Source organism: Streptomyces sp. NPDC036764 (assembly GCF_055609385.1).
In genome coordinates this window covers 1,507,870-1,526,489 of record NZ_JBVJPT010000001.1, presented here as the reverse complement: position 1 = coordinate 1,526,489, position 18,620 = coordinate 1,507,870, and the positions used below count along the sequence as shown (strand labels likewise).

The window sequence follows — 18,620 nt, the reverse complement described above, 5'->3', positions numbered from 1 at the left end:
GGAGATGTGACCCGGTTCAGCGGTCGGTGGGTCGGCCGATCTCGCTGTCGATGAAGGCGATGAGGTCTTCGGCGCCGGCGGCGTCGAGGCGCTTGCGCACGTCGTCGTCCGCGCCCTGCCGTTCGCCGCCGTCGTCGGTGATCCGGGCGAGCAGGGCCCGCAGCCGGGCGACGGCGCCGGTGCGCGCGGCGGGGTCGAGGCCGTCGGCGTCGAGCGCGCCGGCCAGGGCCGTGTCCAGGCGGTCGAGTTCGGCGTGCAGTGCGTCGGCGGGTGCTGTGGGGCCGCGGCCGAGTCGCCGGGCGAGGTGCTCGGCGACGGCGAGCGGGGTGGGGTGGTCGAAGACGAGGGTGGCGGGGATGCGCAAGCCGGTCACGGTGCCGAGGCGGTTGCGCATCTCCACGGAGGTCAGGGAGTCGAAGCCGAGGGCGGCGAACTCGTCCTCGGCGCCGATCTGTTCGGGTGTTTCGTGGCCGAGCACGGTCGCGGCCTCGGTGCGCACCAGTTCGGTGAGGTGCCGGGTGCGGTCCTGGGGGCGCAGTCCGTCGAGGCGGGCGGCGAGTTCGGCGGCGCGGTTGCGGCCGGCGGCGGTGCGGCGTCCGCCGATCAGTCCGCGCAGGACGGGCGGCACCGGTCCGGCGAAGGGCAGCGCCGCGCCGGTGCGGGCGGCGGTGCGCATCAGCACGGGCCGGGCGTCGTCGCGGGCGGTGGCGGCGTCGAACAGGGCGAGGCCCAGTTCGGGTTCGAGGGGCGGGGTGCCGGAGCGGTTCATGCGCCGGATGTGGTCCTCGCTCAGTGCGCCGGTCATGCCGGAGCTGTGCGCCCAGGGACCCCAGGCCAGCGAGTGGCTCGGCCGTCCGGTGGCGGCGCGGTGCTGGGCGAGGGCGTCGAGGAAGGCGTTGGCGGCGGCGTAGTTGGCCTGGCCGGGGCTGCCGACGACACCTGCGGTGGAGGAGTACGTGACGAACGCGTCCAGGTCCAGATGGCCGGTGGCGCGGTGCAGATGCCAGGCGGCATCGGCCTTGGGCCGCAGGACGGTGTCGAACCGGTCGGGGGTGAGGGCGTCCAGGACGCCGTCGTCGAGGATGCCGGCGGTGTGCACGACGGCGGTCAGCGGGTGCTCGGCCGGGATGCCGGCGATCAGTGCGGTCACGTCGGCCGGGTCGGCGACGTCGGCGGCGGCCAGGGTGACCCGGGCGCCATGAGCCTCGAGTTCGTCGCGGAGTTCCGCGGCGCCGGGGGCGTCGGGGCCGCGCCGGCCGGCGAGCAGCAGGTGGCGTATGCCGTGGGCGGTGACCAGGTGCCGGGCGAGGATGCGGGCCAGGCCGCCGGTGCCGCCGGTGATGAGCACGGTTCCGTCGGTGCGCCAGCCGGCCGGGCCGACGTCGGCCGTGGCGGCGGCGTCGGGCACGCGGGCGAGCCGTGCCACGCGCAGGCATCCGTCGCGCACCATGAACTGCTCCTCGTCGGTGTCCGGCAGGGCGGGCAGCACGGCCGCGGTGGACGCGCCGCCGTCGACGTCGACGAGGAGGAACCGGCCGGGGTGCTCCATCTGCGCGGACCGCACCAGGCCCCAGACCGCCGCGGCGGCCGGGTCGGTGACGTCCTCGCCGTGGGGTGCGACCGCGCCGCGGGTGAGGAACACCATGCGGGTGCGGGCGAACCGGTCCTCGGCGAGGAACTCCTGCGTCAACGTCAGTGCGCGGTGCGTCAGTTCGTGGACCGCTACGGCCGCGTCGTCGAGGCCTGTGAGCGGGACGGCGAGCAGCCGCACCGGCGCGTCGTCACCTTCTCGCAGTTCGGCTAGGGACTTCACTGGTTCCGCGAGCGACCCGAGGGCGAGGGCCTGGTCGGTGTCGTCGGCCGCGAGGACGTACCAGGGGGCCGGCTCGGCGGGGGCGGCCGGTACGGGCCGCTCCTCCCAGTCCAGGTGGAACAGGGAGGTGCGCAGGTCGGGTCCGGTGGCGGGGGCGTCGGCGCGGCGCTGCGCGGGGCGCAGGACGACGGCACGGGCGGTGAGTACGGGCGCACCGGAGGGGTCGGCGGCGACGAGGTCGCGGGTGTCGCCGCTGCCGCTCAGCCGTATCCGCAGTTCGGTGGCCGATGCGGCGTGCAGGGTCACCTCGCGCCACTCGGCGGCGAGCAGCCGCTCGGGCTCGGTCTGTTCGGCCTCGGTGACGACGTGCGCGGCGTGCAGGGCGGCGTCGAGCAGTACCGGGTGCAGTCCGAACCCGGCGTGTTCGCCGGTCTCCTTGGGCAGGGCGAGTTCGGCGTACAGGTGGTCGCCGTGCCGCCAGGCGGCGCGCAGGGCGCGGGCGGCGGGGCCGTGTTCGACACCTGCGTCGGCGAGCCGGTCGTAGAGGTCGTCCAGGGCGAGTTCGGTGGCGTCGGGCGGGGGCCACTGGCCGGCGGCGTACCGGGTGGTGTCGGGTGCGGGGGCCGGCGGCTCGGGGGTGAGCCGGCCGTGGGCGTGCTCGGTCCAGGCGGCGTCCGGTTCGTGGGCGGGCCTGGAGTGGCACCACGCCGGCCGGGCGCCGTCGTCGCCGGGGGCGGCGATACGGAGCTGGAGTTGGAGCGCGCCCTGGTCGGGCACCGTCACCGGCTCGGTCAGGGTGAGTTCGGCGACGTGCGGTGTGCCGACCTGGTCGCCTGCGCGTACGGCGGCCTCCACCAGGGCGGCACCGGGCAGCCGGACCGCGCGGTCCACGGCCGAACCGTCCAGCCAGGGGTGCAGGGTGCGCGACAGGGTGCCGGTGAGGACCAGGTCCCCGGCCCCTGCGACCGGCAGCGCGGCGCCGAGCAGGGGGTGGTCGGTGGCGGCGAGGCCGAGTCCGGTCGCGTCGGCGGAGCGCAGGGAGGCGGTGGGCCACAGCCGGCGCCGCTGGAACGGATAGGTCGGCAGGTCGTGCAGGCGCCGGGCACCCGTACCGGCGTACAGGGCGGTCCAGTCGACCGTGACGCCCTCGACGTGCAGGGCGGCGAGCGCGGCCACCGCCGACGCCTCCTCGGGGCGGTCGCGGCGCAGCAGCGCTGCGGCGACGGCGGCCCCGGGTGCGAGGTCGGCGACGAGGGAGGTGAGGCCGCCGTCGGGGCCGATCTCGAGGAAGGCGTCGGCTCCGGCGCCGGCGAGGGTGCGGACGGCGTCGGCGAAGCGGACGGGTTCGCGCAGGTGCCGCACCCAGTACTCGGGCGAGACGAGGTCGTCGCCGGCCGGGGCGCCGGTCGCGGCGGACACGAACGGGATGCGGGGCCGGTGGTGGGTCAGGGTGGCGGTGACGGTCCGGAAGTCGTCGAGCATCGGGTCCATCAGCGGGGAGTGGAAGGCGTGGGACACCTCCAGTCGGCGGGAGCGGCGGTCGCCGAGCCGGGCGAGGACGGCCTCCACGGCGGGCTCGGCACCGGACAGCACGAGCGCGTCGGGGCCGTTGACGGCACCGACGGCGACCTCGCCGTTGAGGAGCGGCGCCACGTCGTCCTCGGTGGCGGCGACGGCCACCATGACGCCGCCGGGCGGAAGTTCGCCCATCAGGCGGGCGCGGGCGCCGACCAGGGCGCAGGCGTCGTCGAGGGTGAGGATGCCGGCGACGTGGGCGGCGGCGATCTCGCCGACGGAGTGTCCGGTCACGTACTCCGGAGTGACGCCGAGGGACGCGACGAGGCGGTGCAGGGCGACCTGGAGGGCGAACAGGGCGGGCTGCGCGTGCTCCGTGCGGCGCAGGATCTCTGGGTCGTCGCCCCACATGATGTCCCGCAGGCCGGGCGGGAGGTGGCCGAGCACCTCGTCGAAGGCTTCGGCGAACACCGGGAAGCGGTGGTACAACTCCCTGCCCATGCCCGGCCGTTGTGTGCCCTGCCCGGAGAACACCAGGGCCGGGCGGCGTTCGGCGGCGGTTCCGCGCACGGCCTCGCCGTCGGCGAGGAGCACCGCGCGGTGGGCGAAGTGCGAGCGGGCGGCGAGGGAGCGGCCCACGTCCTGCGGGTCACGGTCGGGCGCCCAGTCGGTCAGCTCGGCGATCCGTGCGTCGAGGGTCTCTTCGGTACGGGCGGACACCGGCCACGGCGCGAGGGCGGGTGTGGCGGTCGCGGGCGTCTCCGGTTCCGGTGTCGGCGCGCCCTCGATGATGACGTGCGCGTTGGTGCCGCTGATCCCGAAAGCGGACACGGCGATCCGCGCCGGCCTGCCCGTCTCGGGCCACTCGGTGGTGTCGGTGAGGAGGGACAGCGCGCCGGAGGACCAGTCGATACGGCTGGAGGGGGTGTCGGTGTGGAGGGTGCGGGGCAGCTTGCCGTGGCGCAGCGCGAGCACCGACTTGATGACGCCGGCGACTCCGGCGGCGGCCTGGGTGTGGCCGATGTTCGTCTTCACCGACCCGAGCAGCAGGGGCCGTTCGCGGTCGCGGCCGTAGGTGGCGAGCAGGGCCTGCGCCTCGATCGGGTCGCCGAGCCGGGTTCCGGTGCCGTGGGCCTCGACGGCGTCCACGTCGGCCGGGGTGAGGCGGGCGCTCGCGAGGGCCTGGCGGATGACGCGCTGCTGGGACGGGCCGTTGGGGGCGCTGAGTCCGTTGGAGGCGCCGTCCTGGTTGACGGCCGAACCCCGGAGGACCGCGAGGACCTCGTGCCCCTTGCGTACGGCGTCCGACAGCCGCTCGACGACCAGCATGCCGATGCCCTCGGACCACACGGTGCCGTCGGCGTCGTCGGAGAACGCCTTGCAGCGGCCGTCCGTCGCCAGGCCGCCCTGGATGCTGAAGCCGACGAAGCTGACCGAGGTGGTCATCACGGTGACGCCGCCGGCCAGGGCGAGTTCGCACTCGCCGCCCCGCAGCGCCTGGGCGGCGAGGTGCAGCGAGACGAGGGAGGAGGAGCAGGCCGTGTCGACGGTCATGGCCGGCCCTTCCAGGCCGAACACGTACGCCAGCCGGCCGGAGATCACGCTGGCGGCGAGGCCGGTGCCGAGGTGGCCGCCGATGTCCTCGCGGGCGCGGGTGGCGAGATGGACGTAGTCCTGGCCGTTGGTGCCGACGAAGACGCCGGTGCGGCTGCCGCGCAGGGCGTCGGGGTCGAGTCCGGCGCGTTCGAACGCCTCCCAGGAGGTCTCCAGCAGCAGCCGCTGCTGCGGGTCCATCGCGAGCGCCTCGCGGGGGCTGATGCCGAAGAAGCCCGGGTCGAAGTCGGCGGCGTCGTACAGGAATCCGCCGCGGGTGGTGGCGCTGCTGCCGGGGCCGGTGCCGTGCAGGGTGTCGAGGTCCCAGCCGCGGTCGTCCGGGAACGGTCCGGTGCCGTCGCGGCCGGCGAGCATCAGCTCCCAGAACTCCTCGGGGGTGCTGACGTCGCCGGGGAAGCGGCAGGCCATGCCGACGATGGCCAGCGGCTCGTCCTGGGCCACCGGCGCGGCCCGGTCGGCACCGCGGCCGGCGGTGGGGTCGTCGTCGAGCAGTTCGGCGAGGAGGTGGGCGGCGAGCCGGCGGGGGCTCGGGTAGTCGTAGACCAGGGTCGCGGGCAGTTGGCGTCCGGTGCCCGCGGACAGCCGCCTGCACAGCTCCACGGCGGTGAGCGAGTCCATGCCCAGCCTGCCGAACTCGTGGTCGGGGTCGATCCCGTCGCGGCCCCGGTGGCCGAGCACGACGGCCGTCTCGGTGCGCACCAGCCCCAGCACGTGCCGCTCGCGCTCCTTAGGGCCGAGCGTCGTGAGCCGGGCGACCAGTTCGTCGCGGGAAGCGGCGGAGCCGGTGGGCTCGGTGCGGGGGGCGGGCGGGGCGACGGGGCCGCCGTCGGGCCAATACCGCTCCCGCTGGAAGGCGTACGTCGGCAGCTCCACGCGGCGTGCTCCGGTGCCCGCGCCGACGGCGCGCCAGTCGACGGGGACGCCCGCGACATGGAGCGTGGCCAGCGCCCCGATCACGGTGTCCTCCTCGCCCCGGTCGCGGCGCAGCATCGGGGTGGCGACGCCGTCGTCGGGGCCGGTGGCGAGGACGATGCCGCTGAGCACACCGGACGGGCCGGCCTCCAGGAAGGCCGCGGCTCCCGCGGTACGCAGGGCGTCCACGGCGTCGGCGAACCGCACGGTCTCGCGGGCGTGCCGCACCCAGTACTCCGCCGAGCACAGCTCCTGCGGCTCGGCGATACGGCCGGTGAGCGCCGAGGCCACCGTCATCCGGGGCGGACGGAACTCCAGCCCGGCCAGGGCCTGCCGGAAGTCGTCCAGCATCGGCTCCATGAGCGGCGAGTGGAAGGCGTGACTGACGGCGAGGCGTGTGTGGCGCCGCTCGCCGAGGGCCGCGACGACGGCGGTCACCTCGTCCTCGGCGCCGGACACGACGAGCGCGGTGGGGCCGTTGACCGCGGCGAGGGACACGCCGTCGGTGAGCAGCGGCCGTACCTCGTCCTCGGTCGCCTCGACCGCGACCATCACACCGCCCGGCGGCAGCGCGGCCATGAGCCGGCCCCGGGCCGCCACCAGCGTGCAGGCGTCCGTGAGGGAGAGGACGCCCGCGACATGGGCGGCGGCCACCTCGCCGACGGAGTGCCCGGTGACGTGTCCTGCGGTGACGCCCCACGACTCCAGCAGCCGGAACAGCGCCACCTCTACGGCGAACACGGCGCACTGGGCGTGGTCGGTGCGGTTGAGCAGTTCCTCGTCCGTGCCCCACATCGCGTCCCGGACGCCGGCGTCGAAGTGGCCGAGGACCGCGTCGAGGGCGGAGGCGAACTCCGGGAAACGGGCGTGCAGTTCGCGGCCCATGCCGAGGCGCTGGCTGCCCTGGCCGGGGAAGACGACGGCGAGCGGGCGGTCGGCGGCCAGGCCGCGGGCGAGTTCGGTCGTGCCGTCGGAGTCCAGGACGGCACGGTGTTCGAGTCCGGCGCGACCGGCCAGCGTCCAGGCCACGTCACGGGCGTCGAGCCCTTCGGCGGCGGTCCGGATCCGGGCGATCTGCGCCTCGAGGGCGGCTTCGGTGCGGGCGGAGATCACCCATGGGAGCCCCACGGTGAGCGCTGCGCGGTCCGGCGCCGGTGCGCTGAGGGACGGGCTGTCCAACTCTCTCGCTCTCGGCGGCTGTTCGAGCAGGACGTGTGCGTTGGTGCCGCTGATGCCGAACGAGGAGACTCCCGCGCGGCGTGGGCGGCCGGTGTCCGGCCAGGGGACGTTCTCGGTGAGCAGTTCGACGGCCCCGCTCGACCAGTCGACGTGCCGGGACGGCGGGTCGGCGTGCAGGGTGCGGGGCAGGACGCCGTGCCGCATCGCCATCACGGTCTTGATGAGCCCGGCGGCGCCGGCGGCGGCCTGGGTGTGGCCGAGGTTGGACTTCACCGACCCGAGCAGCAGGGGCCGTTCGCGGTCCCGGCCATACGTGGCGAGCAGCGCCTGCGCCTCGATCGGGTCGCCGAGGCTCGTGCCGGTGCCGTGGGCCTCGACGGCGTCCACGTCGGCGGGGGTGAGCCCGGCGTTGGCGAGGGCCTGACGGATGACCTGCTGCTGGGAGGGGCCATTGGGCGCGGTGAGCCCGTTGGAGGCGCCGTCCTGGTTCACGGCCGAGCCCCGCACCACGGCGAGGATCTCGTGCCCGTTGCGCACGGCGTCCGACAGCCGCTCCACGACGAGGACGGCGACGCCCTCGGACCACCCGGTCCCGTCGGCGCCGTCGCCGAAGGCCTTGCAGCGGCCGTCGGTGGCGAGGCCGCCCATGCGGGAGAAGCCGGCGAAGCCCACCGGCGTGGACATCACGGTGACCGCTCCGACGAGGGCGAGCGAGCACTCGCCGCCGCGCAGCGCCTGCCCGGCGAGGTGCAGGGCGACGAGGGAGGAGGAGCAGGCGGTGTCGACGGTGAGGGCCGGGCCCTCCAGGCCGAACACGTACGCCAGCCGGCCGGAGGCGACGCTGGTGTTGAGGCCGGTGGTGGCGTGGGCCTCGACGTCGACGGAGGACTGCATGACGAGGGTGCCGTAGTCCTGGCCGCTGAGGCCGACGAAGACACCGGTGCGGCTGCCGCGCAGGCTGTGCGGGTCGAGGTCGGCCCGTTCGAGGGCTTCCCAGGCGGTCTCCAGCAGCAGCCGCTGCTGCGGGTCCGTGGCCACGGCCTCGCGCGGGGAGATCTCGAAGAACGCGGCGTCGAACTCGCTCGCACCGCGCAGGAATCCGCCCGCGACTCCGTCGGCCGAGGCGACGCCGGTGTGCTTCTCCCAGCCCCGGTCGTCGGGCATGCCGGAGATGGCGTCACCGCCGGCCGCCACGAACTCCCACAGCTCTTCGGGCGAGGTGATGCCGCCGGGGTAGCGGCAGGCCATGCCTACGACGGCGAGCGGTTCGTCAGCAGGGCCGGTGCCGGACGCGGCCGGCGTCGCGGGGGCGTCGCCGACGACGCCCTCCTCGATGAGTTCGCCCAGCAGATGGACGGCGAGCCTGCGGGGCGTGGGGTAGTCGAAGACCAGTGTCGCGGGCAGTTGGAGGCCGGTGGCGGTGGCGAGCCGGTTGCGCAGTTCGATCGCGGTGAGCGAGTCCACGCCGAGCCGGCGGAACTCGCTGTCGGCGTCGACCGCCTCGCTCGTGCCGTGGCCCAGCACACCGGCCGCCTCGGCCCGCACCAGCTCGACGAGGTGGCGGCGCCGTTCGTCGGGCCGCAGTCCTGCGAGCCGGTCCACCAGGGCGCCCCGGGTGACGGTTCCGCTGCCTGCGGTGCGGCGCCCGGGGCGGACGAGGCCGCGCAGCAGCGCGGGGACGGGGACGCCAGGGGGCAGGGGCGTGCCGCCGACGGGGAGCGGGGCTAGGGCGGCGGCGTCGGTGGCGAGCGCGGCGTCGAAGAGGGCGAGGCCCTGCTCGGCGGTCAGCGGCGGGAGTCCGAGGGCGGAGATGCGGTGCTGGTCGCGGTCGGAGAGCGCCGCGGTCATGCCGCCGCCGTGCTGCTCCCAGCCGGGCCAGCGCAGCGCCAGCGCGGGCAGCCCGTGGGCGCGGCGATGCTCGGCGAGCGCGTCGAGGAAGGCGTTGGCCGCGGCGTAGTTGGCCTGGCCGGGGCTGCCCATCAGGCCGGCGGTGGACGAGTACAGCACGAACGCGGCCAGGTCCAGGTCGCGGGTCCGTTCGTGCAGTTGCCAGGCCACGTCGGCCTTGGGCCGCAGCACGGTGTCGAGCCGGTCCGGGGTGAGGGCGTCCAGCACGCCGTCGTCGAGAACGCCCGCCGTGTGGACGACCGCTGTCAGGGGGTGCGCTGCGGGGACGGCTTCCAGTACGGCGGCTACCGCGCCGGGCGCGGTCAGGTCGGCGGCGACGAGGGCGACCTCGGCGCCGTGCGCCGCGAGTTCCTCGACGAGTTCGAGGGCGCCGGGCGCGTCCGGTCCGCGGCGGCCGGCGAGCAGCAGGTGCCGTACGCCGTGCCGGGTGACGAGGTGGCGGGCGAGGAGGCTGCCGAGGCCGCCGGTACCGCCGGTGATCAGGACCGTGCCGTCGGGGTCCAGGGCCGGCGGCAGGGTGAGGGCGAGTTTGCCGGTGTGCAGGGCCAGGCTCATGAAGCGGAACGCGTCGGCGGCCCGCCGCACGTCCCAGGAGCGCACCGGCAGGGGGCGCAGGGTGCCGGCGGCGAACAGCGCGTCGAGTGCGGTCAGCATCCGCCGGATGCCGTCGGGGTCCACCCAGCCCAGGTCGAAGGGTTCGTAGCGGATGCCGTCGGCGATGGTGTCCGCGGCGCGCAGGTCGGTCTTGCCCATCTCCAGGAACCGGCCACCGGGCCCGAGGAGCCGCAGCGAGGCGTCGACGAACTCGCCGGACAGCGCGTTGAGGACGACGTCGATTCCCTCCCCCGCCACGGCGGCGAACCGGTCGGCGAAGCCGGTGTCGCGGGAGGAGGCGATGTGGTCGTCCGGCACGCCCAGTTCGCGCAGCACGGGCCACTTCGACTCGCCGGCGGTGGCGAAGACCTCCGCGCCGAGGTGGTGTGCGAGCTGGATCGCGGCCATGCCGACACCGCCCGCGCCCGCGTGCACGAGGACCTTCTCGCCGGGCCTGACGTCGGCGAGTTCGACGAGCGCCCGGTAGGCGGTGAGGAACACCAGCGGAACCGAACCGGCCGTCTCCCAGGACCAGTCGGCGGGCACGGCGGTCAGTTGCCGTTCGTCCACGACGACGCTCGGCGCGAAGCCGCCGGCGACCATGCCCATGACGCGGTCGCCCGGCCGCCACAGCTCGGCCCCGGGGCCCGTCTCCACGACGACTCCGGCGGCCTCGGAACCCAGCAGCCCGGCCTCACCCGGGTACATGCCGAGCGTGCTCAGCACATCACGGAAGTTGATACCTGCGGCCCGCACCGCGATGCGCACCTGCCGCCCCGTCAGCTCCTGCTGCTCGCAGGGCGTCAGGGCGAGCCCGTCCAGGCTTCCGCGTTCGCTCACGTCCAGCCGCCACGCCCCGTCCACCGGCGGCACGAGCGCGGCACCCGCGCCGCGCGCCAGTCGGGCGACCCGCAGTTCCCCGTCGCGCAGGACTGCCTGCGGTTCGGCGTCGTCGAGCAGGGCGGGCAGCGTCGGCAGCAGCGCCGCGGACGCTTCGTCGGTGTCCACCAGCAGCAGCCGGCCGGGATGTTCGGCCTGCGCGGACCGGGCGAGTCCCCATACGGCGGCGGCGCCCAGGTCGGTCACGTCCTCCGCGTCGGTCGCGGCGACGGCGCCCCGCGTGACCAGCAGCAGTCGGGAGCGGCGGAAGCGGTCGTCGGCGAGGAAGTCCCGCAGCAGGGCCAGCACTTGGCGGGCGGCGGCACGGGCCGCCTCGGCGCCCTCGCCCGATCCGGCGACCGGGACCACGAGGTGGCGCGGCGCCCGCTCGCCCGGCAGCGCGTCCAGCGCCGGCGCGTGCGCGGCGCCCGCCAGATGGGCCGCGAGCCCGAACGGGTCCTCGCCGACCAGCGCCCAGCCGCCCTTCGCGGCGGCCTGCACCTCGCGTTGCTGCCACTCCAGGCGGAACAGCGACCCGGCCGGGTCGGGCGTGGCGGGCGTGGCGGCGTCGGGCGCGGCCCGCAGGGTGAGGCCGCCGATCGAGACGACCGGGGCGCCCTGTGCGTCGGCGGCGTCGACCACGACGGTGTCCGGTCCGGTGCGCAGCAGCCGGGCGCGCAGCAGTCCGGCCCCCGAGGCGTGCAGGGTCACCTCACGCCACTCGAACGGCAGCAGGCGCTCGGAGTCGTGGTCCAGGGCGGCCGCGTGCAGGACGGAGTCCAGCAGGCCGGGGTGCACGCCGTACTCGCCCGTGTCGCGGACCGAGGCGTCCAGGGTGATCTCCGCGAAGAGTTCCTCGCCACGCCGCCACAGGGCGCGCAGTCCGCGGAAGGCGGGCCCGTACACCAGGCCGGCAGTGGCGTAGCGGTCGTAGCGGTCGGTGATGTCGACGGGCTGCGCGTCACGCGGGGGCCATTCGGCGGCGTCGAAGGGGGCCGGTTCGGCGGCGTCCGGGGCGAGCCGGCCGGTGGCGTGCAGGGTCCAGGGCGCCTCGGCCCGGTCGGCGGGACGGGAGTGGAACGACAGCTCGCGGCGCCCGGTCCCGTCCGGCCCGCCGACCTTGAGCTGGACCTGTACGGCGCCCTCGTCGGGCAGCACGAGCGGTACGGCGAGGGTCAGTTCGGCTACGCGCGCACAGCCCACCTGGTCCCCGGCGCGGATCGCCAGTTCCAGGAATCCGGTGCCGGGGAAGAACAGCATGCCGCCGACGCGGTGGTCGGCCAGCCAGGGCTGTACGGCGGTGGAGAGCACGCCGGTGAGCACGAGGTCGTCGGAGCCGGCCACGACCATCGCGGCGCCGAGCAGCGGATGCCCGACCGCTTCGAGCCCGGCGCCGGTCACCTCCAGAGTGCGGGCGCCGCCGGCCGGCCAGTACCGCTCGTGCTGGAAGGCGTACGTCGGCAGGTCCACGCGGCGGGCGCCGGTGCCGGCGAAGAACGCGGCCCAGTCGACGGCGACGCCGTGGACGTGCAGTGCGGCGATGCCGGTGACGAGCGCGGTCTCCTCGGGCCGGTCCCGGCGCAGCAGGGGCTGTACGACGGCCCGTTCAGGCAGGCTGGCGCGGGCGGCGGCAGCGAGTACGGCGTCGGGGCCGACCTCCAGGAAGGCGGTGGCCCCGGCGTCCGCGAGGGCTGTCACACCGTCGGCGAAGCGCACGGTCTCGCGGACGTGCCGGACCCAGTACTCGGCCGAGCTCAGCTCCTCCGGCTCGGCGATCAGGCCGGTCAGGCCGGAGACGACGGCCGTCTCGGGGGCGTGCCAGGTCAGTCCTTCGGCGACCTCGCGGAAGTCGTCCAGGATCGGGTCCATCAGCGGTGAGTGGAAGGCATGGCTCACCGCGAGCCGGGTGTGTCGCCGCTCCCCCAGCGCCGCGAGCACACGCTCCACGTCCTCCTCGGTGCCCGAAAGCACAACAGCGCGGGGCCCGTTGACCGCTGCCATCGCCACGCCGGCCGTCAGCAGCGGCCGCACCTCGGCCTCGCCCGCCTCGACGGCGACCATGACGCCGCCCGGCGCGAGGGCCGCCATGAGCCTGCCGCGCGCCGCCACCAAGGCGCAGGCGTCCGCGAGGGACAGCACCCCCGCGACATGGGCCGCGGCGATCTCGCCGACCGAGTGCCCGGCTACGAACTCGGCGCGCACGCCCCAGGACTCCAGCAGCCGGTACAGCGCGACCTCTACGGCGAACAGCGCGGACTGGGTGTGGTCCGTGCGGTTCAGCAACCCGTCGTCCGTGCCCCACATCACCTCCCGCAGCCCCGGTTCGAAGCAGGCCAGCGCCTCGTCCAGCGCGGTGGCGAACGCCGGGAACCGGCCGTGCAGTTCCCGTCCCATGCCGAGCCGTTGGCTGCCCTGCCCGGAGAACAGCAGGGCGAGCTTGGGCCGGCCGGCGACCTGGCCGTGGACGGTGCCGGGGCCGGTGGGGTCGGCGAGCGCGGCGGGCGTGTGGTCGACCACGGCGGTGCGGTGGTCGAGGGCGGCGCGGGTGACGGCGAGGGAGTAGGCGACGTCGAGGGGCCGCGGACCCTTGTCGCCTGCGAGGAGGTCGCGCAGCTTCTCGGCCTGGTCGCGCAGGGCGGCGGGGGTGGCGGCGGACAGCAGCCAGGGCAGGGCGCCGGGCGTGCGCGCGGGTGCGGTCGGCTCGGGCTCCGGCGGGGCGGGCGGGGCCTGTTCGAGGATGACGTGGGTGTTGGTGCCGGTCACGCCGAAGGAGGAGACGCCGGCGCGGCGCGGGTGACCGGTGTCGGGCCAGGGCCGCTCGGTGCCGAGGACCTCGACCGCGCCGGACGTCCAGTCGACGAGGCGGCTGGGGGTGTCGGCGTGCAGGGTGCGCGGCGCGATGCCGTGCCGGATCGCCATGACGGTCTTGATGACTCCGGCGACTCCGGAGGCGGCCTGCGCATGGCCGAAGTTGGACTTCACCGACCCCAGCAGCAGGGGCCGTTCGCGGTCCTGGCCGTAGGTGGCGAGCAGGCTCTGTGCCTCGATGGGGTCGCCGAGCGGGGTGCCGGTGCCGTGCGCCTCGACGACGTCGATGTCGGCGGGGGTGAGCCGGGCGGCGGCGAGGGCGGCGCGGATGACGCGCTGCTGGGAGGGGCCGTTGGGGGCGGTGAAGCCGTTGGAGGCGCCGTCCTGGTTGACGGCGGAACCCCGGACGACGGCCAGCACCTCGTGGCGGTTGCGTTCGGCGTCGGAGAGCCGCTCCAGCAGCAGCACTCCGGCGCCCTCGGCCCAGCCGGTTCCGTCGGCGCCGTCACCGAAGGCCTTGCAGCGGCCGTCCCGGGCCAGCCCGCCCTGCCGGCTGAACTCGATGAGGGGCCCCGGCGTCGCCATCACGTTGACACCGCCGGCCAGCGCCAGGGTGCTCTCGCCGCCCCGCAGCGACTGGCAGGCCAGATGCAGCGCGACCAGGGAGGAGGAGCAGGCCGTGTCGACGGTCAGCGCGGGCCCTTCGAGGCCCAGCGTGTAGGAGAGCCTCCCGGACAGGGCGCCGGCGCCGATGCCGCTGCCGACCTCGCCGTCGGCGTCGGACAGGGAGCGCAGCACGAGGTGGGCGTAGTCCTGGCCGTTGGTGCCCATGAAGACGCCTGTGCGGCTGCCGCGCAGGGTGGTGGCGTCGAGACCGGCGCGTTCGATCGCCTCCCAGGAGATCTCCAGCAGCAGACGCTGCTGCGGGTCCATGCGCTGCGCCTCGCGCGGGGAGATGCCGAAGAAGGCGGCGTCGAAGTCGGTGACGCCGTCGAGGAAGCCGCCGCGGGTGCTGAGTTCGTGTCCGTGCTCGTCGGCTCCGGCGGTGTTCAGCGCGGTGAGGTCCCAGCCGCGGTCGGCGGGCAGCGCGGACACCGCGTCGGTGCCGTCGGCGACGAGCCGCCACAGGTCCTGCGGGGAGCGTACGCCGCCGGGGTAGCGGCAGCCGATGCCGACGACGGCGATCGGCTCCGCCGCGGCGGCGGCCAACTGCCGGTTCTTCCTGCGCAGACGGTCGACGTCCTTCATGGCGGCCCGCAGGGCCTGGACGACCTGCTCGCTGGGCATCGTGGTCATGGCTGGCTCCGTCACTCGGCGGACTCGTCGGTCAGGTCGTGCGGGTCATCGGGTTCGGCGGTGCCGGGCCCGTGCCCCTGGAGTGCGGCGCGGACGAGGTCGTCGAGCGCCATGGCGTCGATGTCGGCGTCGGGTTCGGGCTCCGCCGGCGGCTCGGGGCCGTCGGTGGTGCCGGCGGCGAGGGCGAGGAGCTCGTCGAGCAGGCCGGCCTCGCGCAGCTTGTCCAGGGGCAGTCGGGTGAGCGCCGCGCGGATCCTGGTGTTCTCGGGGGTGTCGTCGGGCGAGATGGTGGACGCCGCCGGTGTCTCGGGGGCGAGGCGTTCGGTCAGGTGCCGGGCGAGCGAGAACGGGGTGGGGTGGTCGAAGACGAGCGTGGCAGCGAGGGGCAGACCGGTGACGGCGGTGAGCTGGTTGCGCAGCTCGACCGCGCCGAGTGAGTCGACACCGAGGTCGCGGAAGAGGCGTTCGGCGCCGATGGCGGCCGGGTCGCGGTGCCCGAGGACGGCCGCGGACCGGGCCAGGACCAGGTCGAGGACCGCGTCGGTGCGGCGCGCCGGGGGCAGCTTGGCGAGCCTCTCCCGCAGGGCCTCGGCCGGTTCGGCCGTCGGCTCGGCGGCGCCCTGCGGCCGGTCGTGGCCGGGCAGGCCGCGCAGCAGGGCGCGCGGCCGTCCGGCGGCGGGCCCGGCGAACGCGCCCTTGGCCAGGCCCGCGACCAGCGCGGTCGGGTGGGGTTCCGTCACGAGCCGGCACAGCATCTCGGCGGCGAGTTCGGGGTCCATCGGCTCGATGCCGACCCGCCGCATCGCCTCCTCGGCGGCGGCGCCCCCGGCCATGCCGCCGCCTCCCCAGACACCCCAGGCGATGGACGTGGCGGGCAGGCCCTCGGCCCGGCGCCGTTCGGCGAGCGCGTCCAGGACGGCGTTGGCGGCGGCGTAGTTGGCCTGGCCGGGGTTGCCGACGAGGGCGGTCGCCGAGGAGAACAGGACGAACACCTCCAGGCCGCTGTCGCGGGTGAGTTCGTCCAGGAGCAGCGCGGAGGCCGCCTTGGCGCGGAAGACCGTCGCGAACCGCTCGGGGGTGAGCCGGTCCAGCACACCGTCGTCGACGACACCGGCGGTGTGCACGACGGCCGTCAGCGGCAGGTCGTCCGGTATCCCGGCGAGCAGGTCGGCGAGCTGTCCCCGGTCGGCGACGTCGCACGCGGCGAGCGTGACGCGCGTGCCGAGGCCGGTCAGCTCGTCACGCAGTGCGGCGGCACCCGGCGCGTCGGAGCCGCGCCGCCCGGCCAGTACGAGGTGCGGGGCGCCGGACTTGGCGAGGCGCCGCGCGACATGGGCGGCGAGGGCGCCGGTCCCGCCGGTGATCAGCGTGGTGCCGGAGGGCTGCCAGGCGGCGTCGGTGCCGGCGGCAGGTGCCGGGAGGACGCGGCCCGCGAAACCGGCGTCATCGCCATCGGCGGGTGCCGACACGATCCCGCCCGCGATACCGGCGTCACGACCGTCGGCCAGCGCCGGCACGATCCGGTCGGCGAAACCGCCGTCACGACCGTCGGCAGGCGCCGGCGCGATCCGACCCGCGAAGCCGCCGTCACGTCCATCGGCAGGCGCCGGCACGATCCGACCCGCGAAACCGCCGTCACGACCATCGGCAGGCGCCGGCACGATCCGACCCGCGAAACCGCCGTCACGACCATCGGCAGGCGCCGGCACGATCCGACCCGCGAAGCCGCCGTCACGACCATCGGCAGGCGCCGGCACGATCCGACCCGCGAAGCCGCCGTCACGACCATCGGCAGGCGCCGGCACGATCCGACCCGCAAAGACCGTACCGCCGCGGACGGCGACCTGGTCCTCACCGTCGTGTCCGGCGAGGACGGTCGCGAGGGCGTCGAGCTCGCGGGCGCCGGGCGGGGCGGACGGAAGGTCGACCAGGCCGCCCCAGCGGTCGGGGTACTCCAGCGCGGCGACCCGGCCGAGGCCCCAGACGGCGGCCTGCCGCGGAGCCGGAGCCACGTCCGCCGCCCCGACCGCCACGGCACCGCGCGTGACGCACCACAGGGGCGCGGACAGGCCCGCGTCGCCCAGCGCCTGCACGAGGGCCGCGGTGCCGACGGTGCCGGAAGGCGCCCCGTCGTCGGCCGTACGCTCGTCCAGGGCCAGCAGCGACAGCACGCCGGTGAAGGTGGTGCCGAACGTCCGTATGCGGGCGGCGAGTTCGGCGCGTTCCGTGCTGTCGACGGGCATCCGTACGACGCTCGCGCCGAGGCCGTCGAGTACCGCGTCCGTCCAGGCGTCGTCGGCGCCGGACGCGGGAAGTACCGCGAGCCAGGTGCCGGTGGCGCGGCGGGCCGGGAGGCCGGACAGCGGCTGCCAGGCGACGCGGTACCGCCAGCCGTCCATGCGGGCCTCGGTGTCACGGCCGCGCCGCCAGTCGAGTAGCGCGGGCAGCACCTTGGCCAGGGCGTCGTCGTCGACGTCGAGACGGGCGCCGAGCTCGGCGAAGTCCCGCTTCTCGACGGCCGTCCAGAAGTCGCCGTCCTCGCTGTGCGCGGCCCGCCGGGCGGTGTGCTCGGGCCAGAACCGCTCGTGCTGGAAGGGGTACGTCGGCACGTCGGCGCGGCGTGCCCCGGTGCCGGCGAAGTACGCGTCCCAGTCCACGCCGAGCCCGGCGAGCCGCAGCCGGGCCACGGCGGTGCTCAGCGAGGCGGCCTCCGCGTGGTCCCGGCGCAGCAGCGGCACGGCGAGTGCGGACGCGGCGTCACCGGCGCCGGCCAGACCGAGCAGCACGCCGCCCGGTCCGACCTCCACGAGCACCGACACCTGACGCTCGCTCAGGGTGCGGACGCCGTCGGCGAACCGGACCGCCTCGCGCACGTGCCGGACCCAGTACTCGGGCGACCCGAAGCCGTCGTCGGCTCCGGCGAGGCGTCCGGTCAGGTTGGAGACGACCGGGATGGCGGGCGCGGTGACGCTGAGACCGGTGAGCTCGGCGTGGAAGTCGTCCAGCATCGGCTCCATGTGCGGGGAGTGGAAGGCGTGGCTGACGCGGAGGCGGCCGGTGCGGCGGCCCAGGTCGGCGAAGTGGCCGGCGATGCGCAGCACTTCGTCCTCGTCGCCGGAGACGACGACCGCGTCGGGCCCGTTGACGGCCGCCACCGACACCCGGTCGGTGAGCAGCGGACGGACCTCGTCCTCGGTGGCCTGCACCGCGCTCATGGCGCCGCCCTCGGGCAGCCGGTCCATGAGGCGGGCCCGGGCGGCGACGAGCCGGCAGGCGCCGGCGAGCGGCAGCGCGCCCGCGACATGCGCGGCGGCGATCTCGCCGACGGAGTGGCCGACGACGTAGTCCGGGGTGATGCCCCAGTGCTCCAGCAGCCGGAACAGCGCGACCTCTACGGCGAACAGCGCGGGCTGCGCCAGGCCGGTGCGATCGAGGGCCGTCTCGTCGTCGCCCCACATCACTTCCCGCACGGCCGGGTCGAAGTGCCCGAGCACCTCGTCGAGGGCGGCGCGGAAAGCGGGGTGGGTGTCATACAGTTCGCGGCCCATGCCGAGGCGCTGGCTGCCCTGGCCGGGGAAGAGGAAGGCGACCCGGCCGGGGCGGGGGGTGTCGGCGTGCAGCACTCCGGGGGCGTCGGCGGTGCCGGACGGGTCGGCGAGGGCGGTGAGGCCCGTGGTGAGGTCGTCGTGGCCGGTGACGGTGAGCGCGGCGCGGTGTTCGAACAGGGCGCGGCCGGTGGCCAGCGCGTACGCCAGGTCGGCGACGGCCGGACGCGGTTGGGCGGTGACCCGGTCGAGCAGCCGGCGGGCCTGGTCGCGCAGGGCGGCGGGGGTGCGGGCGGAGAGCACGACCGGCAGCGGGTGCCGTACCTCCCGCGCGGCCTCGTCACTCGGCGCCACCGGTGCCTGCTCCAGGACCACGTGGGCGTTGGTGCCGCTCGCGCCGAAGGAGGACACGCCCGCGCGGCGCGGTCGGCCGTTCTCCGGCCAGTCGGTGGCCTCGGTCAACAGTCGTACGGCGCCGGAGGCCCAGTCGATGTGCGGGGACGGGGTGTCGGCGTGCAGGGTGCGCGGCAGCAGTCCGCGGTGCATCGCCTGCACCA

2 protein-coding genes (1 of these 2 running past the window's edge) are annotated in these 18,620 nt (G+C 75.8%); both read right to left on the bottom strand.

The window, feature by feature from the left end:
- Positions 1-16: 16 nt before the first annotated feature.
- A complete protein-coding gene (locus ACZ69Q_RS06420) occupies positions 17-14,518 on the bottom strand; it encodes an SDR family NAD(P)-dependent oxidoreductase (RefSeq protein ID WP_471037272.1) in 14,502 nt (4,833 codons plus the stop codon).
- Positions 14,519-14,529: 11 nt separating this feature from the next.
- Positions 14,530-18,620, bottom strand: partial view of a type I polyketide synthase gene (locus ACZ69Q_RS06415; RefSeq protein ID WP_471037269.1) — the end only. 35,317 nt of this gene lie beyond the right edge of the window; 4,091 of the gene's 39,408 nt are visible here — the last part of the coding sequence; the start codon falls outside the window, past its right edge; the stop codon is at positions 14,530-14,532.